This is a genomic window from Oceanobacillus jeddahensis, from assembly GCF_000750635.1.
Classification (GTDB): Bacteria; Bacillota; Bacilli; order Bacillales; family Amphibacillaceae; genus Oceanobacillus; species Oceanobacillus jeddahense.
In genome coordinates, this window is sequence record NZ_CCDM010000003.1 from 232,544 (window position 1) to 255,124 (window position 22,581).

The 22,581-nt window shown below is 38.1% G+C and carries 23 protein-coding genes; 1 reads left to right on the forward strand and 22 read right to left on the reverse strand.

Translation table 11 applies throughout. From position 1 onward, the window contains the following. Nucleotides 1-13: 13 nt before the first annotated feature. From nth to BN986_RS14570, 11 genes are all read right to left on the reverse strand, one after another. Entirely contained in the window at nucleotides 14-664 is a 651-nt protein-coding gene (gene nth, locus BN986_RS14520; protein WP_040981350.1) for an endonuclease III, read from the reverse strand. Between the two features lie 4 nt (nucleotides 665-668). Further along, nucleotides 669-1,355, reverse strand: coding sequence for a DnaD domain-containing protein (locus BN986_RS14525; RefSeq protein ID WP_040981353.1), 687 nt, complete (start codon nucleotides 1,353-1,355; stop codon nucleotides 669-671). A gap of 310 nt (nucleotides 1,356-1,665) precedes the next feature. Continuing rightward, on the reverse strand, nucleotides 1,666-2,958 hold the full coding sequence (gene asnS / locus BN986_RS14530) for an asparagine--tRNA ligase (protein ID WP_040981355.1): 1,293 nt from the start codon (nucleotides 2,956-2,958) through the stop codon (nucleotides 1,666-1,668). 96 nt (nucleotides 2,959-3,054) lie between these two features. Then, the gene (locus BN986_RS14535; protein ID WP_040981357.1) at nucleotides 3,055-3,570 is read right to left on the reverse strand and encodes a hypothetical protein; all 516 of its coding nucleotides are present in this window, start codon (nucleotides 3,568-3,570) and stop codon (nucleotides 3,055-3,057) included. Between the two features lie 709 nt (nucleotides 3,571-4,279). After that, a complete protein-coding gene (dinG, locus tag BN986_RS14540) occupies nucleotides 4,280-7,084 on the reverse strand; it encodes an ATP-dependent DNA helicase DinG (RefSeq protein WP_244445013.1) in 2,805 nt (934 codons plus the stop codon). A 28-nt stretch (nucleotides 7,085-7,112) separates the two neighbouring features. Next, entirely contained in the window at nucleotides 7,113-8,102 is a 990-nt protein-coding gene (locus BN986_RS14545; RefSeq protein ID WP_316244929.1) for a biotin--[acetyl-CoA-carboxylase] ligase, read from the reverse strand. Beyond that, nucleotides 8,069-9,256, reverse strand: a complete 1,188-nt coding sequence (locus BN986_RS14550) for a CCA tRNA nucleotidyltransferase (protein ID WP_040981360.1) — start codon at nucleotides 9,254-9,256, stop codon at nucleotides 8,069-8,071. The genes BN986_RS14545 and BN986_RS14550 overlap by 34 nt, the downstream gene beginning before the upstream one ends. 4 nt (nucleotides 9,257-9,260) lie before the next feature. Further along, the gene (gene bshA / locus BN986_RS14555) at nucleotides 9,261-10,397 is read right to left on the reverse strand and encodes an N-acetyl-alpha-D-glucosaminyl L-malate synthase BshA (RefSeq protein ID WP_040981361.1); all 1,137 of its coding nucleotides are present in this window, start codon (nucleotides 10,395-10,397) and stop codon (nucleotides 9,261-9,263) included. Nucleotides 10,398-10,412: 15 nt separating this feature from the next. After that, entirely contained in the window at nucleotides 10,413-10,814 is a 402-nt protein-coding gene (gene mgsA, locus BN986_RS14560; protein WP_040981362.1) for a methylglyoxal synthase, read from the reverse strand. A gap of 36 nt (nucleotides 10,815-10,850) precedes the next feature. Beyond that, a complete protein-coding gene (gene dapB, locus BN986_RS14565) occupies nucleotides 10,851-11,648 on the reverse strand; it encodes a 4-hydroxy-tetrahydrodipicolinate reductase (protein WP_040981364.1) in 798 nt (265 codons plus the stop codon). Next, a complete protein-coding gene (locus BN986_RS14570; protein ID WP_040981366.1) occupies nucleotides 11,638-11,991 on the reverse strand; it encodes a nucleotide pyrophosphohydrolase in 354 nt (117 codons plus the stop codon). The genes dapB and BN986_RS14570 overlap by 11 nt, the downstream gene beginning before the upstream one ends. A gap of 495 nt (nucleotides 11,992-12,486) precedes the next feature. On the opposite strand from BN986_RS14570, the gene BN986_RS14575 reads away from it, so the two are divergent. Further along, the gene (locus BN986_RS14575) at nucleotides 12,487-13,353 is read left to right on the forward strand and encodes a YitT family protein (RefSeq protein ID WP_040981367.1); all 867 of its coding nucleotides are present in this window, start codon (nucleotides 12,487-12,489) and stop codon (nucleotides 13,351-13,353) included. 114 nt (nucleotides 13,354-13,467) lie between these two features. Here the strand turns inward: BN986_RS14575 and BN986_RS14580 are convergent, their stop codons facing one another. The 11 genes from BN986_RS14580 to BN986_RS14630 all read right to left on the reverse strand — a co-directional run bounded on the left by BN986_RS14580 (nucleotide 13,468) and on the right by BN986_RS14630 (nucleotide 22,570). Next, nucleotides 13,468-14,148 (reverse strand): zinc metallopeptidase, encoded by a 681-nt coding sequence (locus BN986_RS14580; RefSeq protein ID WP_040982191.1) that lies wholly within the window; start codon nucleotides 14,146-14,148, stop codon nucleotides 13,468-13,470. 61 nt (nucleotides 14,149-14,209) lie between these two features. After that, the gene (locus tag BN986_RS14585; RefSeq protein WP_040981368.1) at nucleotides 14,210-14,464 is read right to left on the reverse strand and encodes a sporulation protein YpjB; all 255 of its coding nucleotides are present in this window, start codon (nucleotides 14,462-14,464) and stop codon (nucleotides 14,210-14,212) included. 67 nt (nucleotides 14,465-14,531) lie between these two features. Beyond that, nucleotides 14,532-15,107, reverse strand: coding sequence for a lipoprotein heptaprenylglyceryl N-acetyltransferase LhaT (gene lhaT, locus BN986_RS14590; protein WP_040981370.1), 576 nt, complete (start codon nucleotides 15,105-15,107; stop codon nucleotides 14,532-14,534). Between the two features lie 88 nt (nucleotides 15,108-15,195). Next, the gene (locus tag BN986_RS14595) at nucleotides 15,196-15,975 is read right to left on the reverse strand and encodes a menaquinol-cytochrome c reductase cytochrome b/c subunit (protein ID WP_040981371.1); all 780 of its coding nucleotides are present in this window, start codon (nucleotides 15,973-15,975) and stop codon (nucleotides 15,196-15,198) included. 15 nt (nucleotides 15,976-15,990) lie between these two features. After that, entirely contained in the window at nucleotides 15,991-16,665 is a 675-nt protein-coding gene (qcrB, locus tag BN986_RS14600) for a menaquinol-cytochrome c reductase cytochrome b subunit (protein ID WP_040981375.1), read from the reverse strand. Between the two features lie 6 nt (nucleotides 16,666-16,671). After that, nucleotides 16,672-17,184 carry a QcrA and Rieske domain-containing protein gene (locus tag BN986_RS14605; RefSeq protein WP_040981378.1) on the reverse strand — a complete coding sequence of 171 codons (513 nt, stop codon included), beginning with the start codon at nucleotides 17,182-17,184 and terminating at the stop codon, nucleotides 16,672-16,674. Between the two features lie 149 nt (nucleotides 17,185-17,333). After that, nucleotides 17,334-17,792 (reverse strand): DUF2487 family protein, encoded by a 459-nt coding sequence (locus BN986_RS14610; protein ID WP_040981380.1) that lies wholly within the window; start codon nucleotides 17,790-17,792, stop codon nucleotides 17,334-17,336. A 294-nt stretch (nucleotides 17,793-18,086) separates the two neighbouring features. Continuing rightward, nucleotides 18,087-18,635: a ReoY family proteolytic degradation factor gene (locus tag BN986_RS14615; protein WP_040981382.1), complete on the reverse strand. Its 549-nt coding sequence runs from the start codon at nucleotides 18,633-18,635 to the stop codon at nucleotides 18,087-18,089. A gap of 39 nt (nucleotides 18,636-18,674) precedes the next feature. Further along, nucleotides 18,675-19,934: a tetratricopeptide repeat protein gene (locus tag BN986_RS14620; protein ID WP_040981384.1), complete on the reverse strand. Its 1,260-nt coding sequence runs from the start codon at nucleotides 19,932-19,934 to the stop codon at nucleotides 18,675-18,677. A gap of 224 nt (nucleotides 19,935-20,158) precedes the next feature. Beyond that, nucleotides 20,159-21,448, reverse strand: a complete 1,290-nt coding sequence (gene aroA, locus BN986_RS14625) for a 3-phosphoshikimate 1-carboxyvinyltransferase (protein WP_052400816.1) — start codon at nucleotides 21,446-21,448, stop codon at nucleotides 20,159-20,161. A gap of 18 nt (nucleotides 21,449-21,466) precedes the next feature. Beyond that, nucleotides 21,467-22,570 carry a prephenate dehydrogenase gene (locus BN986_RS14630; protein WP_040981388.1) on the reverse strand — a complete coding sequence of 368 codons (1,104 nt, stop codon included), beginning with the start codon at nucleotides 22,568-22,570 and terminating at the stop codon, nucleotides 21,467-21,469. Between the last annotated feature and the right edge of the window lie 11 nt (nucleotides 22,571-22,581).

The window sequence follows — 22,581 nt, forward strand, 5'->3', positions numbered from 1 at the left end:
TTTCCAGTCTTTTTCAGCCTATTTTCTTCATCCGTTTTTTACCCTCACGACAAAGTTCCAATAATGGACATTCCGGACAATTTGGGTTTCTAGCTTTACAATGATAGCGTCCAAAGAAGATCATTCGATGATGTGTAACACTCCATTCCTCCCTCGGGACCTTTCGCATCAATGTATTTTCTACTTCGACAACACTATCTTTCCACCTGCAAATACCTAAACGTTTCGATACACGTTCCACATGTGTATCAACGGCTATGGATGGTTCATTAAAAGCAATCGAAGCAACTACATTGGCTGTTTTTCTGCCGACGCCAGCCAGCTTAACCAATTCTTCTTTCGTTTGCGGGACTTCTCCATTATAGTTATCAATTAATGTGCGGCATAGCTTTTGAATATTTTTTGCCTTAGACCGGTATAAGCCAATTGAACGAATATCATTTTCTACTTCTTCTAATGGAACAGCGAGGTAATCCTCTGGTGTTTTATATTTTTTAAATAAATCTGCCGTTACTTTATTCACTAATTTGTCTGTACACTGAGCAGAAAGCAAAACAGCAATTACTAATTCAAATGGATTGGAATGGACAAGCTCTCCTTCTGCATCCGGAAACATTTCTGCCATGGCATCTAAACATTGTCTAATTTGTGTATTATTCAGCATAATCTCATTCTCCTTCCAGCCAATTATAATAAAAGGATGTATCTCTTTTGGGACGTGTATCTGTATTTTGATCTGACCTACTCTGATGAAATTGCTGGCTTGCTTTTCTGGCATCTTGTACAGTATGAATCCCTTTTTTCTTCCACTCTCTTAAAATACGATCGATATATTTAAAATTCAATTTCCCCATTAATACAGATTCGCGTAGACCTGCTTTGATTAACGAGGGTTTTATACTATCTGCATCCAGCCAGCTGTTAATCGTTTCTATTTCAAATGGTGACAAAGGTCTGCCAAACTCTTGTTCAAATAAAATAAAAATATTTCCTATATTTTCGTCCTCTGTTTTATTTACAGCAATATCTTCATCATATAGTTTTTCCAGCAAAGGTTCCAAAGAGTATGATTCACTGATTGGGGTTAAGTCAGCATTGTTTTTTTCAATGGATAAGAACCCTTTTTGTACTAATTTTCGGAGCATGTTAGCCGCCTCTTCTTCAGAAAAACTAGCTGATTGTGACAGTTCAAATGGCGTTGGAAAATGGTTCCCTTCATCTGCAAATCGGGAAAGCTGTAAAAGTAAAATAAGTTCTGTTTCATGAAGACCCAATTTATAATAGGATGTCAATAGTTTTTTGGAAACGGTCATTTGATCTTGGATAATATCTTGATAATGTATTTTTTTATTCATTTCTAGCACCTCAAATAACAGTATAGCATCTTTCCTTCATAAAGAAGAAAGGAAATCCCTCGCTTAGAAGCAAGGGATTGTTAAATACTTATTGCGTATAGGAAACAGCCGTATTCCACCGTTCTTAAAGTTAAAATAAAGTATTCAGAACGTTTGTTTTTCACAATTTAAGGAATATATGAAGCTCTCACAACGGATGTTTTGAGTGTGACGAGTAAATACATGGACATGTCACAATGTTTTTACGGAAAGGATGAATCGCAGTGTCTCAACGAAGGCGAACCACCCGGTTCCTGTTCAAGATTATTGCTTAAGGATATAAACGGTTTAACAGTCTTGGAAATGGAATGGTTTCACGAACATGTTCAACTCCTGATAACCAGGCCACTGTTCTTTCGAGACCTAATCCGAATCCACTGTGCGGCACACTGCCATATTTACGCAATTCCAAGTACCATTCATAAGCAGGTCCGGTAAGTCCATGTTCTTTGTATCGTTGTTCCATTAAATCCAGATCATCAATACGCTGTGAGCCGCCAATAATCTCTCCATAACCTTCCGGAGCAATCAGGTCAGCACAAAGCACAACATCTGAACGTTCTGGATCTGGCTTCATATAGAATGCTTTAATGTCTTTTGGATAATTTGTAATGAAAACAGGCTTATCATAGCTTTCTGCAATGGCTGTTTCATGCGGTGCGCCAAAGTCTTCACCCCATTCAATATCATCAAAACCTTTTTCTTTTAAGAATTCCACAGCTTCATCATAGCTAATACGTGGAAATGGTGCTTTTATTTTCTCTAGCTTGGATGTATCTCTTTCTAACGTTTTAAGCTCTAAAGCACAGTTTTCTAATACCTTTTGAACAATGAAGCTGACATAGTTTTCTTGGACCTGTAAGCTATCCTCATGATCCATAAATGCCATCTCTGGTTCAATCATCCAAAATTCAATAAGATGCCTTCTTGTTTTAGATTTTTCAGCACGGAAAGTTGGTCCGAATGAAAATACTTTCCCTAAAGCCATTGCTGCTGCTTCCATATATAGTTGTCCACTTTGTGATAAATACGCTTCTTCATCAAAATATTTTGTATGGAAAAGTTCCGTTGTACCTTCTGCAGATGACCCTGTTAAAATTGGTGGGTCTACCTTTACAAAACCATTTGTGTTAAAAAATTCATACGTAGCGCGAATAATTTCATTACGAATTTTCATCACGGCATGCTGTTTTTTAGAACGAAGCCACAGGTGACGATGATCCATTAAAAACTCTGTACCATGATTTTTTGGGGTGATTGGATAATCTGCTGCTTCGTGAATGACCTCCAAATGACTCACTTGCATCTCATAGCCGAAATCAGAACGTGTATCTTCTACAATTTTTCCAGTAACATATAGAGAAGTTTCTTGGGTCAGGTTTTTTGCTGCTGAAAATATGTCTTCAGAAACATCACTTTTTACAACAACCCCTTGCATAAAACCTGTGCCATCACGAAGTTGTAAAAAGGCAATTTTGCCGCTTGAACGTTTATTGGCTAACCAGCCACCAATGGTAACCTCCTCTTCTACGTGTTTTGGTGCTTCTTGAATGGTTATCTTCATTTTAAAATCCTCCAACTAGTTATTAAACATCTACGTAGGATAGATGTTTTTCTTCAAAATATTTAACTGTTGCTGCTACTTCAAGTATTTGTTTACTTAACGGAACATTTTATTATAAGTATATCTTTCTTCCAGGCTCTCTCCATCAATGGAATAATAATCCATGACAAACTGGTTATCTTTATCATGGTACGTAATTTCCCATAGAGCCTCACCGTCTTCATATGCAGGGCTAATATCAGCAAATGTACATGTATCACAGCTTGAAGACCAAGCATCTAAGATAGCTTCTTCACTCATCATATCCTCTGTATTAATAACAATTAATTCGCGTTCTTCTCCTTCTAACGGTAGAAAGATTAACCGTTCCTCATTGTCCTCATTACTTGCATAGAACACATGGTAGCTATTTTCCCCGTAGTATCCTTGTATGGAGTGAACGTCGTGGTAAGAGGTCTGCGTTTCTATTTGATTTTTTGTGTCATCAAATCCTGCTGTACGGCTATCATTGATTACTTGATATAAATAAATACTATAGCCTATTCCTATAAGCAAAAGGAGAGTAATGACGATAAGCGTCCATAATACCCATCTATTATTTGATTCCCTCATTTAATTCCATCCATTTCTTATAAGATTATCTTTCTTTCATCATTTACTATACCTAGATGTAAGGTTTCTGTAAACAAATACTGTGAAAAAACTTTATTCCTGATTTGAACAGCTCTGAAACTGACACTGCCTCTTATAAAGGAATTGATTGCTGTGACTGGGCTTCGTTTACCAATGTTGTCAGGTTAATACGACCGCTCCGGAAAAACACTACGTTTTCCACGGGCTTGAGCTCAGCCTCCTTTAAAGAAGACTTGCTGATTGGCAAGCCGTCAGGCGCAGACAGAAGCATAGTCGCACTTATGCCCGCGGGTAGAAAAAAGAAGTTCGCTTTTTTCTGCGGGGTCTTCCCTCCGCGCTTTCCCGTAGGAGTCTCCGTGTTTTTCCTCTGGGACTGCGATTACTCGTCCCATCAAAACCGTCGCTAGATAGTTTTATTACTATCTGAATTCAATTTAAGAAAATTCACTAACCTGACAACATTGAGACCTGCGATTACTCGGTCTATTAAAACCGTTGCTGCGATTACTCGTTCCATTAAAGGGCTTTTGTAAGACTACTGCTTCAAGAAATGATGGAAGTCCCGCTTTACAGCTCCTGTCATGAATTGTTGTGAAAACACGACATCACTATTACACCGTACCATCTCCGGTTAGTTTCCTTCATCAGCAGGGATTTTATCCCCCTGCTGATGAAGGATTCCCTTTATCTATTGATGAAACCAATTTTCTGCGGTGTTCATTAAATGACGTGTTGTTTCATAGTGAACAGGCACTGTTGGGATAGACTCCAAAAAGTATTTTCCGTATTTTGCTGTTTTAATTCGTCCGTCGCAAATAAAAACAATACCTCGATCCTCGGAAGAACGAATTAATCGTCCGAATCCCTGTTTAAATTTAATCACAGCCTGAGGTAAAGATAGGTCCATAAACGGATTTCTTCCTGCTTCCTTCATTTGGTGCGATTTGGCTTCAAAAACAGGATGGTTTGGTGGCTGAAAAGGCAGTCTTGCCATCACAAGCGCCGATAAATCTTCTCCAGGTATATCAACACCTTCCCAGAAAGAACTCGTTCCAAGAAGAATTGCTTGATCATACGATTGGAAGTTTTTCTTCAGCCTGCTGCGGCTGCCACTCGTTACTCCTTGAGCAATAATGACATATTGCTGATCTGTCATCATTTCTTTTAATAAATCATTTGCTTTTTTAAGCATGTCGTAGGAAGTGAATAACACAAGCATTCTGCCTGAAGTAACTTCTGCTAATGATAATATTGCTTCACATACTGCATAGACAAAATCATCAATATTGCCGTATTTAATATCTGGAAAATCAGTTGGAACTAGCAGCTGCACTTGTTTATCATACTGAAACGGTGATGCAATTTGTTCTGTTAACAAATCTTTTTCTGCCACTCCCAGCCTTTCTTTGATAAATTTAAATGAGCTTCCCATCGTCAATGTTGCACTAGTGAAAATAACACTTTCCTTTTGCGAGAAAAAGTCTTCCGCTAATATCGGTGCCATATTTGACGGTTCACTATAGAGGAAAACACTATGATGCCTTCCTTTTAAATCTACCTCCGCCCATTTTATTAACTCTACTTCATTTTGTTCTTGAAACATCACTTTTAAATCTTCCATGTATTTTTCTAATACATCCTGCATCTGACCAATATTTTCAAGAAATTGTTTTTCATCGTCATTTTCCAAAGCATAATCATTAATTAATTGCATTAAAACATCTAACTGCTTTTGGAAATGCAGACGCAAACGTGCTGCCAAATCTTGAACGAGTTGCCAAGCATCCTGTTGATAAGTATCCGTTTTGATACGATATTGTACCCTTCCTAAATCACTAGTTGCTTTATCATTCTTCTGCTGAGCCATAACAAACCGTTCAATAAGATGAAATAACTCATCAATATCGTATTTAGCTTCTTTCATAGCGGCATTCCATCTATCCGCCAGCTCCTCCCTTTTCTTTACATTAGAAGCTTTTAGAACTGCACTGAATTGCTTATCCTCATCTGCTGTTCCTAAATAATTACATGTAAATTGCATTTGTATGTAATCAAGCTTTAAACCATAATGATGAGAAGCTGTTTCTTCAAAATGATGTGCTTCATCAATAATAACCTTTTGATAGCTTGGTAAAAAAGCATAGTCATTAAACATATCTGTACATAATAAAGCATGATTGGTGATCACGATATTCGCTTTTTGAGCTCGTCGTCTGGCTAATTGATAATAAGAGTGATGGAACCACGGTGATTTTGGATTCATTGTCTTTTCTACATCGGCAGAAACCTTTTGAAAGAAAATATATCCTCCTGCCGGCAACTGAATTTCGTCAATATCTCCTGTCTCCGTTTCTGTAATCCATACGAGTAATATCGCTTTTGTTAAGACAAAGTCATAATTATCCTTGGAACCATAATCAAGTTCATAGAGAAACTTTTCCAGATTTAAATAATGATTTTTCCCTTTCATTAAAGCAACTTTAAAAGGACTATGAATAATCTTTCTTAATAAAGGGATTTCTTCTTCAAGAAGCTGACTCTGCAACTGTGTAGTATACGTACTTATAATAAGTCGTTCTTTATGATTAACAGCTTGATAAACAGCAGGTAGTAAATAAGCTAATGATTTTCCTGTCCCTGTTCCTGCTTCAATAAAAGCATGTTTTTTGGCAGAAAAGGCATCGTAAATCGTTTCTGACATTTGACGCTGCCCTTCCCTTGGTTCATAGGAAGAAAATGCCTTAGAAAGAGCACCAGGTTTATTATAAATATCATCTAAGTATTCTCCGAACGATAGATCTATTTGAGACTGCGTTTTAGTCTCCTTTTCAGACATACGAAAAGCAAGTCCCTGATAATGTTTTATTTGATCATCCGGATGCTCCTGAAACGCTAATTCTTCCAGACGGTTATCAAGAATGGCGGCTAAATCGGATTGTAGTTTATCTTCCAGATTTTTTAGCTTATATAATGTTTCATATGGGAGATGGTCCAATTTTTCTTTTAACTTAAAAAATAGCTTTGCCGTTACATAAGCATCCGATAAAGCACGATGTGGATCATCATGATGCAGCTCAAAATAGTCTGCTAAATGATTCAATTTATAGCTGGATATACTTGGGAATAAAATTCTGGATAATTCCACTGTGTCGAGAACCTGATTTTTTAATTCAGGATAACCATTGGACGTTAATTCCATGTTGAGAAAACCAACATCAAAGTTTGCATTATGTGCAATAATATAACTGTCTTGCAAAATTCGGGTAATTGCTTCTGCTTCATCAATAAATAATGGAGCATCCTTCACTTCTTCATTATGGATACCAGTCAGATGAGAAATAAATGGAGGTATAGACTGATTTGGGTTTAACAAAGTTGTTTTCGTTTCTTTAATTTCTTCATTTTCAATCACAACCATACCTATTTCAATTATTTTCCCTGACTTTGCTGGAGAATTTCCGGTTGTTTCTAAATCAATGACAACATATCGCAAAAGACCACCTCCATTCTTTTCTATATTTTTATCGGTCAAACCATGTAATTTCTGCAGAGTAAAGCGTTATAGGACTTCCCTCTTGTGATTCGACAATTAAAGCTCCTTCATCAGTAATACCTAGAAATTGGCCTGTCCACGCATCATGAAATGTGTTAATTTTAATATTTTCTCCTATTTTAAAAGCATGTTCTTCCCACGTGGATTTAATCGTTTTAAATCCTTCATTTAAATACATCTCATATGTATTTTCAAAGTGTTTTAATATGGTTTGAACGATTTCTTTCTTATCCCAGCTTTTTCCGGATTCCATTTTCAAGGAAGTGGCAATATCCCGAATAGATGCATCCCAGCTTGCTTCATTCTGATTTACGTTTAAGCCAAAACCAATTAAAACATAATCAATTCGATCTTGCTCTGCCTGCATTTCGGTTAAAATACCACAAAGCTTTTTATCTCCAATTAATAAATCGTTCGGCCATTTGATACCGATAGGCAGGTTGGTCAGTTCATGTAATGCTTCTCTTAACGCAACCGCTGCTAAAAGTGTTAATTCGGAAGCTTTATTTGGAGGAATGGGTGGTCTGAGAAGGAGCGTTGTCCATAAACCTTCTTTATCTGAAAACCAATTCTTCTTCATTCTTCCTTTTCCTGCTGTTTGCTCCTCAGCAATAATAATGGTACCATTCGGAGCATTTTCCCGGGCTATTTCGTGGCCAATTAACTGGGTGGATGGTACGGACTCTTTATGAATAATATGTTGTCCCATCCACTTTGTTTTCAGTCCCCAGCGAATTGTATTGCTGCTGACTTTATCGGGAAATGAAACAATTCGATAACCTTGGCTTCTTTTCGCATCAATTCGATAGCCATCATTCTCTAAGTCTTTCATATGCTTCCAAATCGCATTTCGAGAAATACCCAATGCTTCAGAAAGAGCCTGGCCAGAAATATAGCTCTCCTTACTTTGAGATAAAAGCTTGATTAGTCTTGAACGGGTAGATTCCATTGTATCCATTCCTTTATTTTTGATTTTTCATTTGCCAGCCCGGAGATCACAATGTGATATTCAATTTGATCTAGCAGTTCCTTGATCCATTTCCCCTTCGGACGTTCAGGAAACCATCTCATTAAATCATGTCCATTCACACACATGTCTTTTTTAGATAAGATAGGGAGATCCTCATATATAGAATATATCTCTTTTATGTCTATTATATCTTTATCTATCTGTTTTACTAAATACGTAAAATGATCCCAATGATCTCGTGGCAATTGATAAACAAACCATGCATTGATTCCATCTATTTTATAGTGATGATAGGCATCTACAAGGTTATTTGCTTGTTGTTTCAATTGATTAGAGCATTTATAAGCTTTGATACAATCTGTTACCGTGATGGAAGAACGCTTCAGTGCAACAAATGCAAAAACAGGCGCAAGGGAAGCAACCGGCTCTAATTCTTTTAATAACAACGGTTCATCGTTAAAAATTGGCAAATGTTGATAAACCTCTAATTCAAAAATATAATCAACTGCTTTCTTAAAATAAGAGCCTGCACATAATTTTTCTAATTCAACCGTTAATCGTTCCACTGCTAATTTGTCTATTAATCCTTTATAATGTTTCATTGCTTTTTTTGTATGACCTTCAATGGAAAAACCCAGCTGGCTGGAAAAACGGAGCGCACGAATAATACGTAAAGCATCTTCTTTAAACCGCTCCGTAGCATCTCCTACTGTCTGAATCTGCTCGCTAACGATATCCTCTCTTCCATAAAAAGGGTCCAACATCTCCCCTTTAGCATCCATAGCTATTGCATTCATTGTAAAATCTCTGCGCTTTAGATCTTCTTCTATATTGCGAACAAAGTAAACTTCATCAGGGCGGCGGTGATCGGTATAGACCCCTTCTGTTCGGTAAGTGGTTACTTCAAATGACTCCTGTTCGTACCGGACAATCACTGTACCATGCTCTAATCCTACTGGAATTACTTTTGGAAAAATGTTTTGAATTTCTGAAGGAAGGGCCGATGATGCAATATCCACATCATGAATCGGGCGGCCGATAATATAATCGCGTACACAGCCGCCGACAAAGTATGCTTCGTATTGGTTTTCTTCAATAATGGATATCACTTTTGCTGCCTTTTGAAAAACAGTTGGTAACATTTCTCTAGCCTCTTTTCGCTTCTTCGAGAACCCGGTCATATAATGCTTCATATTGATTGACAATTTTTTCAGATGAAAAGGAAGCACGGACATGCTCTATAGCTGAATCAGAAAATTGTTTTTGCTTTTCTGGATCAGATAACATCTCTATTGCATACGAAGCAGCTTGTCTGACATCTCCAAGCTCTACAATAAAACCTGTTTCACCATGTGTTAATACTTCTGGAATCCCGCCAACATTCGTGCCAATCCCGGGTACACCACAAGCCATTGCTTCTAATAATACTAACCCAAAGCTCTCTTTTTCAGACATAAGCAGCATTAAATCTGCCATTGCTAAGATATCACTGACATTATTTTGTTTCCCTAAAAATTGTACTTCTTTTTCCAATCCCATCTCGTTAACATGCTGCACCATATCTGAAAATTCTGGGCCATCCCCAATTAATAATAATTTGGAAGGCAGACTTTCATTAATTATTTTAAATGTATCTATAATATCTTGAACCCGTTTTACTTTTCGGAAGTTAGAAATATGAACGACTATTTTATCGGAGGGGTTTATCTGAAATTGATTTCGCAGTTCCACCCCTTCTTTGGGATAGTATTCATTTTCATTGATAAAGTTATAAATAACATCCATTTCTTTTTGTATATCCACCATTTCCACTGTCTGCTTTCGTAAGCTTTCTGAAACAGTGGTTACCGCATCGGATTGCTCAATACCGTGACGGATAACAGGCTTTAGCGTATTATCTATACCAAGCACTGTTATATCAGTACCGTGTAAGGTGGTAACGATTTTTACTGGATGCTTCGCCATATCTCTTGCTAAAATGCCGCAAATAGCGTGTGGCATCGCATAATGAACATGAAGAATATCCAGCTTTTCACGATCAATCACCTCTGACATTTTTGCAGCTAGAGCTAAATCATACGGTGGATATTGAAATACCGGATAATGACTCATCTCCACTTGATGATAATAGACATTTACATATACTTTTTCTAAACGAAAAGGCATACTGGAGGTGATAAAATGTATTTCATGACCCTTTTCGGCTAATTTCTTCCCTAATTCTGTAGCGATTACCCCTGAGCCTCCAATTGTCGGATAACAAGTAATTCCTATTTTTTTCACAATGTCCCTTCTTTCCTACTCTTCCTTTACAATCTCTCTCCACTGAAAATCGCCTCTGTTGAGCCCATGCATAAAGATTTCTCCTCCGGCAATATTGGTTGCTAAAGGAATTTGATAAACATCACATAAGCGCATTAAAGCACTTATATCAGGCTCATGGGGCTGTGCAGTTAAGGGATCACGAAAGAAAATAACCATATCCATTTCATTTTCAGCAATCATACTGCCTATTTGCTGGTCTCCACCAAGCGGTCCTGATCTAAATCGATGAACTGGGAGGCCAGTTGCTTCCATTATTCGACTGCCTGTTGTTCCGGTTGCATATAATTGATGCTTCTCCAGTACATGCGTATAGGCTGTTGTAAACTCAACCATATCTTCTTTTTTCTTATCATGCGCAATTAATGCGACATTCATAGCTTCTCCTCCTCTACCATTGTACGCAAAAATATTCTATAGAATATTTTCTAAACCATAAATAAGCTCATCTAAATCCATCACCTGATAAACACATTCTTTCACACCGTCCATAAAGGACGCTCTGTTCATCGAATCATGCTGGATGGTTAATGTTTGGCCGGCACCACCAAAAACAACTTCTTGATGGGCTACTAGACCCGGCAGGCGCATACTATGGATACGCATGCCATCAAAATCTCCCCCACGGGATCCTTTAATCGTTTCTTCTTCATTTGGATGCCCTTGTTTCTTTGCATTTCTCGTTTCTTGAATAAGCTCTGCCGTTTTCTTTGCAGTTCCAGAAGGAGCGTCCAGCTTTTGATCATGGTGCTTTTCTATGATTTCTACGTCAGGGAAATAGACAGCTGCCATTTTTGCAAATTTCATCATTAAAACAGCGCCGATAGCAAAGTTTGGTGCAATAATACAGCCCGTTTCTTTTTCGTTTGCGAGCTGTTTTAATTCTTCTAATTGCTCATCTGTATAGCCTGTTGTACCAACCACCGGCCGAACCCCGTGATTTAATGCTGCTTTAGTATGTTTATAACCGACTTCAGGGATCGTTAAGTCAACAAAAACATCAGCCCGTTGTTCGGAAAAGCATTTTTCGATATCTGTATAGATTGGTGCATTAAAATCGTCTTGAAAGTCTTCTAAATCACTCAATTTCTTTCCTTCATTTTTATGATCTAAACAAGCCACCAATTCAAAATCCGTAACGCTGTGAATCATATGAACAGCTTCCTTTCCCATTCTTCCTCTTGGACCTGCTACGATAATTTTAATTGCCATTTTTCTCTTCCTCCTCTTTTTTTGTCCAGCGATTTTTGTCTCTTGTTTCAAATTTTTGCATTGATTGCTCAAAGGAATCCGATAAATCAAAGTCCAGTGAATTTGCTAGGCAAGCTAACACAAAAATCATATCGCCGACTTCCTCTTCAACGGTATTTTCTTTTTCTGTAGCTTTTTTTGGTTTTTCTCCATAATAATGATTAATTTCTCTTGCTAATTCTCCTGTTTCCTCCGATAATCTTGCCATTAACGCAAGCGGGGAAAAGTATCCTTCTTTAAATTGAGATATGTATTCATCTACTCGTTTTTGGACATCTTTTAAAGTTTGGTTCGTATCTTCCATTTCTAACACCTCTTTTACAATCCATATACTTTTTTCTCTTCTCTAATGTTAGCTAAAAGCAAGGGTTTTGACAACTAATTGGTACAGCAGGTGGATTGTTACTTGATTTTAATTTGTCTATAATAGATATTGGTCGAAATTAGGCTGTAGTACGCCTAACTTGAAGAAACATTATTTTTACACGATAGGAAAGGATAAGAAAAACTACAGATTTAAGGAACTTCGACTAAGTTCCTTGCCCTGAGATAGGGATTAAGCGTGCTCCTCCTTCCAAAACTTTTGAACGCAGTGCAACTGGCTGGGGTTGGGACTGGGGCTGGGACTGCGATTACTCGTCCCATCGAAAACCATTGCGATTACTCGTCCCATTGTAAAGTGCTGTGCATCGAAAAACCCCCACTTATGAAAACGTTGAAATCAGCACATCTTCGTGGCAGCAAAGGACGAGCGTCTGCCTGAGTTTTTTAATAACCGTACATAAGGAGGTACAGCAAATTGAGCATTCGAGTTAAAAATATCATATTTATATTATTTGGAGCAGCAATATTTTCTTTTGGTCTCGTACATTTTAATATGCAGCACAATCTCGGAGAAGGCGGCTTCACAGGGATCACGCTGTTACTTTTCTTCTTATGGGATATGGACCCGGCAGTAACAAATATTGTACTTAATATTCCTGTTTTCTTTATCGGGTGGAAAATACTAGGTAAAAATGCATTTGTCTATACGATGGTGGGCACCTTATCTGTTTCGCTTTTTCTTTGGATTTTTCAAAAATACCAAATACCGATTGGATTAGAAGATGATATGACACTTGTTGCTTTATTTGCAGGTGTATTTATCGGAGTAGGCTTAGGAATCATTTTCCGTTTTGGTGGGACAACCGGGGGCGTTGATATTATCGCCCGTATTATTAATAAATACACTTCCTGGAGCATCGGTAGAGCAATGTTCGTATTTGATTTTCTTGTTATTATAACCTCCATTCTTACATTCCTTGAACTATCAGAAGGAATGTACACCCTGGTGGCTGTATTTATTGGTGCAAGGGTGATTGACTTTATTCAAGAAGGTGCTTATGCTGCAAAAGGAGCCTTTATCATCTCTAACCATAGTGAAGAAATAGCTGATCAGATTATGGAAAGAATGGATCGGGGCGTGACTATTTTAAACGGTCAAGGAAGCTTCTCTAAAGAGAAAAGAAATGTTCTGTATTGTGTAGTAGCACGGAATGAGATTGTACGGATGAAAAATATTATTAACGAAACAGACCCTTCTGCATTCGTCTCGCTGACAACTGTGCATGAAGTGATGGGAGAAGGATTTACATTAGATGAAAATAAAAAACCGTTAGATGATTAACCGGATGAAAAGGGCTCAAAAAGATTGTCCTGAATTCTGTCCGTTTGTCTGTTTTTATATTTTCCAGCATGCAAAAAAAAGATGACCCGTTTATGGATCATCTTTTTTTGCGTCTTAGTCTCTGTTTGCCGCAAAGATAAGAATAAAGCGGATAAGCTCAGCAACAGCAACTAATGCTGCAGCAACGTATGTCATTGCAGCGGCGTTTAATACTTTTTTTGTCTCCCGTTCTTCATTATTACGGATAATCCCGGCAGAAACCATCTGTGTCATTGCCCGGTTGGAAGCGTCAAACTCAACAGGCAGTGTTACTAATTGGAAAAGCACTGCAGCAGCGAAGAAGATAATTCCAAGAAGCAGCATATTATTTGCTTGCATAAGCATACCTGCAATGATTAAGAACATAGAAATATTAGAGCCGAAGTTTGCTACTGGCACTAAAGCACTTCGAAAGCGTAAAAATGCATAATCTTCCTGATCTTGTATCGCGTGACCAACTTCATGTGCTGCTACTGCTGAAGAAGCCATTGATCTTCCGTGGTAATTATTTTCGGAAAGGTTTACTTGTTTTTTGCGAGGATCATAATGGTCTGTCAGTTCTCCTTTTACCATTCCAATCTGTACATCATGTAAACCGTTATCATCTAGAATTTTTCTGGCAACATCTGCACCTGTCATGCCAGAAGATGTTGGTTTTTTAGAGTATTTTGAGTACGTGCTTCTTACTTTTCCTGATGCAATCATTGGCACGATCATTAATAAAGCAAAATAAATTAAATAAGCGCCTAAACCCATCTCCATTTTTTAATTCCCCCATTACTATATCTTAAGGTCAATTTTAGTCAGTATTTTAGTTTTAGTCAACTGATTTGTCGTTTTTACGAAGCGACTTATTGCCTACTTGCTCCCCCTTATATTTTTTCCAACTTACATAAGATAATGTAATAATAATGCAACCGCCTACAATAATAACACCTAAAATAAATGGAGACGGTGCTAAACTGTTGTAGTAAATATTTTCTGGTGGGATAGAGGCAGCATGAACAACATTTATATGGCAAAACATCCCTATGATTCCGATCGTCATCATCCGAAGCAGTTTCACACCCATAGAGATCACCTCTGATCTTTTTATATATACTTTAAGTTTATGATAAGAGGTGTATTGGTATGACGGCTTAGCTTTTTTGTTTCTTGTAAATCGTTAAATAATAAGCAAGAAGAATAGATACAATACTTAACCAGAATGTAAAATAACCAATTTCATTCATATACGTGGTTAAATCAGAATAAATAGGCATTTGGCCAAAAACATAGTCAATAATATCATTATGGAGCACAACGACTCCAGCAACTGCCAAATGCCGTAATTTTATTTTGTAGTATGGGGCGTAAAGCAATCCTTGGATAGCCATTCCTAAATGCGAAGCGATTAACATATAAGCAGAGGGATCAACATCTCCATTAATAGCTAAAGTTAATAAATTCATAACGACAGCCCAAATACCATATTTAAATAAAGAAACAATAGCTAAGGCTTCGATGTACGGAATATTTTTGCCAAAAATGAAAAACAACAAAAAAATAGTAAAAAACAGACTAGCTGTTGGGCTATCTGGGACAAATGGAATAAATATTGCTGGAGTGATTGCTAATTGCCATTCATACCAATAATACCCATAGATCGTACCCAAAAAGTTTATGATGAAAAGTAGGATCATAAATTTTTTATCTAATAATATGTATGATAGCATTTTCTTTTCATTTTCTCCTTCCTGACATTGTCATAAATACAGAAAGCACCTTTGCCTTATTGTGGTCAAAGGTGCTCCTGTCTATTCTTTATTCTTCTGCTGCTTCATTGGTTTCAATAATAAAATCCGCTAATTGTTCCAATTCTTCATCTGTTCCTTGGAAAACATCAGCAGGCATCGAGCCAATACCATTTACAGCAATATCCATTATTTCTTCTTTCGAATGTTCATTTCCTCCTACTAATGCAGGACCAGCTCCACCTTCTAATTCTCCGCCGTGACAGCTTAGACAGCTGGTTTCATAAGCTGCATATCCAGGATGACTTTCATCAACAATTGATTCACCTGGAGGAATTGGCTGGTTTTGTTCGGCACGCTCTTCCCAGTCAACTGGTGCTGCAGAAGTGTACGTTAACCAAATAACCGATGCGAGTCCTAAAAGCATCATACCAACAGCAACTGGTCGTTGACGTGGACGGCGTCCTGGACCGTTGTCCAAGAATGGAGCAAGGAAAAGTGCTCCAAATGCAATTCCCGGAATAACGAGAATCCCCATAATAATCCAATTACCACTTGCAAATTGATATTTTAATAATTCATATAAGAATAAGAAATACCAGTCTGGTAGCGGGATATATGCCGCGTCTGTTGGATCAGCCATTCCTTCAAGCGGAGATGGATGTGCCAACACCAGGCATAAAAACCCAACAAGGAAAACTGCCCCGGCCAACCATTCTTTTAATAAAAAGTTGGGCCAAAACGCTTCTGTTCTACCAGGATATTCGGAATAATCTTTTGGTACTTTTGATGCTCTTTCCGCCGGGATTCGAGAATCTCCGACGAACTTCATACCTTTACCTCTACGCATGGGTTGCCCTCCTTTTTATAATGGTCCAGAAATACCTTGTCTACGGATTAAGATAAAGTGAATTGCTAATAATGCAAACAATGCTCCTGGTAAGAAGAAGACATGGATTGCAAAGAAACGTGTCAGGGTTTGTGCTCCAACAATCGTAGCATCCCCAGCTAGAAGCGTTTTTAATGCTTCTCCGATAAATGGTACTTGTTCCGCAATTTCTAAACCAACTTGAGTTGCAAAGTATGCTTTGTTATCCCAAGGAAGCAGGTAACCTGTAAAGCCTAGGCCTAGAATAACAAAGAAGATAAGAACCCCTACCATCCAGTTAAGCTCACGAGGTTTTTTATATGCGCCTTGGAAAAATACCCGTAAAGTATGTAATAATAGCATTACGACAACAACACTTGCGCCCCAGTGATGCATACCGCGAACAATTTGTGCATGAGCTACTTCCGTTTGTAAGTAATAAACAGACTGCCATGCGTTTTCAATATCTGGTACATAGTACATCGTTAAAAACATACCAGAAAGAATTTGAATTACAACAACAAAGAATGTTAATCCGCCAAAACAATACACGAATGCGGAAAAATGGTGCGCTGGGTTAACGTGCTCTGGAACCTCATGATCGGCAATATCTCGCCAAATTGGCGTAATATCAATGCGATCATCGATCCAATCATAAATCTTTTGTAACATTGTTTATTACGCCTCCTCATGTGGTCTAATATTACCTAGGAATAGCATGCCATCCCTTTCTTCCTGTTCATAAACATCAAGCGGTTGTAATGGTGGTGTTCCAGGAACGTTTACTCCATTCTTGTAATAACGACCGTCATGGCAAGGGCAGTAGTACTCCTCTGGATAGTCGTCATTCCCTTCCCAAGAAACAAAACAACCTAAATGTTTACAAACTGGGGAAAAGGCAACAATTTCGTCATCATCATTTCGATATACCCAGGCTGTCTGGTTTACCTCTGATTCATACCAGCCATCCACCTGATCGACAGTCCAATCGACACGCTGCGGATCAGAAGTTATTTCAGAAACTTCTAGTCCAACATTTGCAAAATCTCCGCCTTCACCAGACTTCAATACAGGATCGATTGCCATCCGAACAGGTGAAATTAACAAACCAGCGGCCATAAAACCACCAACACCTGTAAGCGTATAATTTAAAAATTGTCTACGGGATATATCGCGCTTTTCATCACTCATGTTTTTCCCCCCTCTGTGTTCAAATAGTCACGGACATTATTAAGATTAAATCAGATTACTAGGACACTAACAATGATAGCGTAAACTATGGGTTCGGTCAATATATATCCTAGGTTAACTGTAAATGTTTTGATAATTTCGTCATATCATTACCAAAAGGACTTAACTAACTCTGCTGTCTGCATAGTTTGATCTCTGATCATGCCTTTTACGGCAGCTGGATCTGCATCCTTTAAAGGGATGGAAGGAAGCCAGATAAATTCCCCTTCTAAATCGTTAGCTATTTTTCGCCAGGAAGGATCAAAACTAATATAAAGCACCTGTTTAAAAGGTTGTTCTTTAAAATGTCTTGTCCATTTATTTATCCTCTCTACTTCTTCCGATTTCTCTGCAGTAGTTATATATGTATAAGTCGGTGTAAGCATTATTCTGCCCATTAATTCTTTTTCTAATTCTCTTGCAAAAAGTGTTAAAACATCATACTGATCTGCCTGTTTTGCAGAAGCTTCTAAAGCACCAACTTGAAAAGGCGCTAATGGTACAATAACCGTATCAACATACTCCTTTGCTTGTTCATATTTCTGCAAATCAACGCTTGTCCATTTCATTAAAAAATCCTCCTTCAAATTCTTGCCTATATTGTACCAATTTTTTATCTTTGCTGAAAGCGTTAAATTATATCTGATTATCACATAAAAAAACAACCATAAAATACAGGTTGTTTTTTACACGATAGGAAATCATAAGAAAAACTACGTAAACAACTTGATCTTTAAAACACAAGTGTTCTCGCCGAAGAGATGCCCGCTACGATCGCTGGGGCGAGTAATCGCAGCCCCAGCCCCAGCCAGTCACACTGCGATAAAGAAAAAGAAAAAAATGCTTATGAATGATATAATCTTTTATGATTTATTTAGCAGTTTTTCCAATTCCTTCGTTAACTCCAAAAATTTTGTTTGATTCCCAGTATCTAATGCCTCGTCAATCTCTTCCCGAAGCTGTTCCTGCTTTTGATTAATCAGGAGCTGATCCAGTAAATCAGATGTTGTCTGTTTATCATCTTTCGTTAGATAATAATCATCCGGCAAGAATGGATTTTCTTCTAATACAGCAGCGTAATAGGCACTTTGATTTGCCTGATGAAAATTCAATTGGATAAATAGGGCTTCTTGTTTGTTTAAACGAATGTCATGGAAGGTTTTCTCAGCGTCTGTTGTGACTAAATGATTTTTGTAAAATCGAAAAGGTATTTTATCTGAACAACGGCTGGAAATCATTACCCCCCTAGGGCAATATTTTACATCTCTAACAAAATGCACGTGCTCTAAAATATCCATATGGTTCACTAAATAATTAAGTATCCATACACTTTCTCTTTTTTTCAAGCGATAATGGTTTAAAAACCACTGGATGAATTTTTTCTTATCTTTTGCAGTTACAGATGATAGCATCCCACTCTCCCCTCTCTAAAAGCTTTGTAGTCCACCATACTACAGTAAATCTTGCTCTAAACGTTCCACATGCTCGCGCACATCCTCATCAATAGGCTGCTGCTCGAGATATGCTTTCAGGACTGGAATGGCTTCTTGCACTCTTCCTTCTTCTGTCAAGAAATAGCCATACTCTTTTAAAAAGTCACTGTCATGTTGTAAACTAGTATATGCTTCCCTATAGCTGTTTAATGCATCATCAAACGATTCTATTTCCACATTAGCTTTTGCTAATTCCCAATCATAGAGTGCATCCTCTGCACCGGTTTCTTTAATACTCTGAATTAATTCAACGATCTCATCAAATGCTTCTCTTGCCTTCAGCAGTTCTATTAAAAACAAAACAGCTTCTTTGTAGTCAGGCTCTAAAGAGATCGCTTCTCTAACATGTTCTTCGCTTTCCGCATTTCTTCCTAGTTGGTGTGCAATATCTCCAGCAAGGAAATAGAGTTCTTTTTGATAAGAGTCTCTCTCCAGGCCTTGTTCGGCAACCTTATATGCGTCCTCTAGTTCGCCTTCTTCTTTATACACGTTAGCAAGCTGGGTATAAGCAGCATAATAATCCTGGTCAACGTCCAGCACATGATCCCACGCCTTTACGGCAATATCATTGCGGTCAGCCTGATGGGCTGTAATCCCATACTTGAACAATTTATCAGGATCCGGCTCTTCCTCTTCTTTATAAAACTGGAGTGCTTTCTCATATTCACCAGCGGCAGCATATGCCTCGCCAAGACGGTCTTCGATAGAAACATTTCCTACTTCCTTTGATTCTGCATAAACTCGCTCATAATAGTTAAGCGCCTTTAAATACTCGCCGATAGAAAAGAACAATTCTCCCAACGCAAAATCAATGATGCTCTCTTGAGGATCGATATGCTTTGCTTCCAACAGTTTTTGTTCAGAAACTTCAAATAACCCTTGAGCTTGATATAAATCAGCCAGCTGGATTAAAGCCTGAACATATCCTTCATCTTCTTCCGGAATTTCGTTTAATATCGTAATCGCAAGCTCATCTTCCTCTGATTCAATAAAAATATCAGATAATGTGAGCTTTAGCGATGTTTCTTCAGGGTATTTTTCAATCAACTGTTCGAGAATGGTCCTTGACTCGATCAGAAATCCCCACTGCAGGTAAAGTTCAGCTATTTGAAACAGCGAATCATCATCCGCATTTTTTTGATAATCACTTAATAATGCCAATGCTTTTTCTGTTTCATTTTTTTCAGCTAATTCGATTGCTTGTTGAATGGTGTTCATTAAAAGAACCCCTCTCTTTTGTGTTTCTTTTACTTCCAATTTATCATACAAAAAAGATAGCTACAGTTCAAATAACAAGAACTGTAGCCACGATTTATATATGTTAGGATCCATCTTAATTTCTCTCAAAAAGCGCTATGTTTTCCTATAAAAGCTCTGGGATTCCCTCTAGAGGGAGATGTGATTACTCGCCCCGTCAAAAATTCCACTGAATAAAGCTTCTTTTACCGCAAGATTGCTTCCAGGTCATCGAAAAATGTTGGATAAGATATGTTGATACTATCTTTCTCATCCATTTTAACTGGATTTTCTGATACTAACGCTGCAATAACACCCATCATGGCAATGCGGTGGTCCATATAGGAAGAAATAGTCCCACCTGTTAACTTCATAGGGCCTTCAATAATCATTCCATCTTCAGTTGGTGTAATATTTGCTCCGAGTACCTGCAGGTTTTGACATACTGCTTCAATACGATCTGTTTCTTTTACTTTTAATTCTTCGGCATCCTTAATTACTGTTTTTCCTTCTGCCTGTGTGGCAAGTAAGGCTAGTATCGGAATTTCATCGATAAGACGGGGAATCACATCGCCTTCTATCGTTGTCCCTTTTAAAGCCGTATATTGAATCGTTAAGTCGCCAATTTTTTCCCCGCCTGTAGTGCGCTCATTGGAAACAGTAAGAGCTGCCCCCATTTGCTTCATTACATCTAAAATCCCAGTCCGGGACGCATTTAAACCGACATTCTTTAATGTAACTGCACTTCCAGGTACAATTGCTCCAGCTACTAAAAAGAAAGCAGCAGAAGAAATATCGCCGGGAACTTCCACATCACATGCTGTTAACTTCCCTTTGTTTGTAACAACAATTCCATCTTCATTCTGTTTTAAATCAGCTCCAAAAGCTTGAAGCATGACTTCTGTGTGGTTTCTTGTTTCTGTATCTTCTTGTACAACAGTTTCTCCTTCTGCAAGCAATCCCGCTAATAAAACAGCTGATTTTACTTGGGCGCTTTTTACCGGAAGACGGTAAGTGATCCCTTGTAACTCTCCGCCCTGGATGGTAATTGGAAGATAATTTCCGTCTGCTTCTCCACGAATCGCAGCTCCCATTTTTCTTAATGGCGTCACAACACGTTCCATTGGGCGCTTTGTCAGAGAAGCATCTCCAAAAATACTTGTTTCAAACGGCAGGCCGGATAAAAGACCAAGCATTAGTCTTGTGGTTGTCCCTGAATTACCAAAGTTTAATGGTTTTTCAGGCTTTTTTAATCCTTCTAAGCCATTACCATAAACAAGTACAGAGCTTTCTTTTTTTTCAATCTGGACACCCATTTCCCGAAAGGCATCAATGGTTCTAAGGCAATCCTCCCCATCAAGGAAGTTCGCTACTTTTGTAATTCCATGTGAAATACTCCCAAAGATGACAGAGCGATGAGAAATCGATTTATCTCCAGGAACCACTACTTCCCCTTCTAATCTAGGGGAAGTATATTCAAATTGAACATGCGTCACGATGTTCTCCTCCTTGTATTAAGATTGAATCATTGTTTCAAATCCACGTTGTGTTAATACCTTCTGGCCTGCTTCTTGAGCTTCTTCTGAATAAAAACTCAGGCGCAGCGCACCTGTAATCCCTTCACGCACTTCCAGGATTTCAATGTTTTTAATACTTAATGATGCATTCGCTAAAATCAGCGCAACTTCGGCGATAGCACCCGGCTGATCTGCAATATCAACAATAACATCATAAAATGCAGGAATCGCACCGCGTCCTCCCTCATTTAATCCATCCCGATAATTTTTTGCACTGTCTAAATAAGAGATAACCTCTTCTTTTTCATTTTCTTCAATCAGCTTTTTCAGCTGCTCCATTTCAATAATCCAATCATCCAGCATGGCAGACATTTTAGATTGATTATGGTAGAAAATATCCTGCCACATCACTGGATTGCTCGAGGCAATCCGGGTAATATCCCGGAATCCGCCTGCTGCGAGGTTTGGAAGGTAGGAATGTTTCTTCTCCCATTTTCTCGCCTGGTGGACAAGCGATGAAGCAATCAGATGCGGAAAATGAGAAATAACCCCTGTCATCTCATCATGTTCGTCTGATTGCAATACAACAAAGTTACTTTTGGTTGCAGATAGAACGTCTCTTAGTGTATCTACATTTTCTTCTGTTGCATTATCAAGTGGAGATAGAACATAAATGGCATTCTCAAATAAATGTTCCTTCGCCGCTTCAATTCCTTTTTTATGGGAGCCAGCCATCGGATGCCCGCCGATAAAGCGGATAGCTTTATTGGTTAAACCATTTGCAGCAATAAGTACAGAACCTTTTACTGATGCTGTATCGGAGACAATCACATCCTTGGTAAAAGGGATGTCATCCAATTTGGAAACAAGCTGAATCGTCTCTGAAATTGGTGCAGAAACAATAATAATATCTGCCTTTAATGCAGCTTCTTCAAAATTGGTAAAAGCTTCATCAATGATACCATGATTCGAAGCAAAATGGAGTGTATTTTCGTTTACATCAAAACCAATTATGTAATGTTCGGACTCTTTTTTGATTGCTTTAGCAATGGACCCGCCAATCAGGCCGAGTCCAGCTATTAATATCTGTTGCTTCTCCATACGTTCACCTT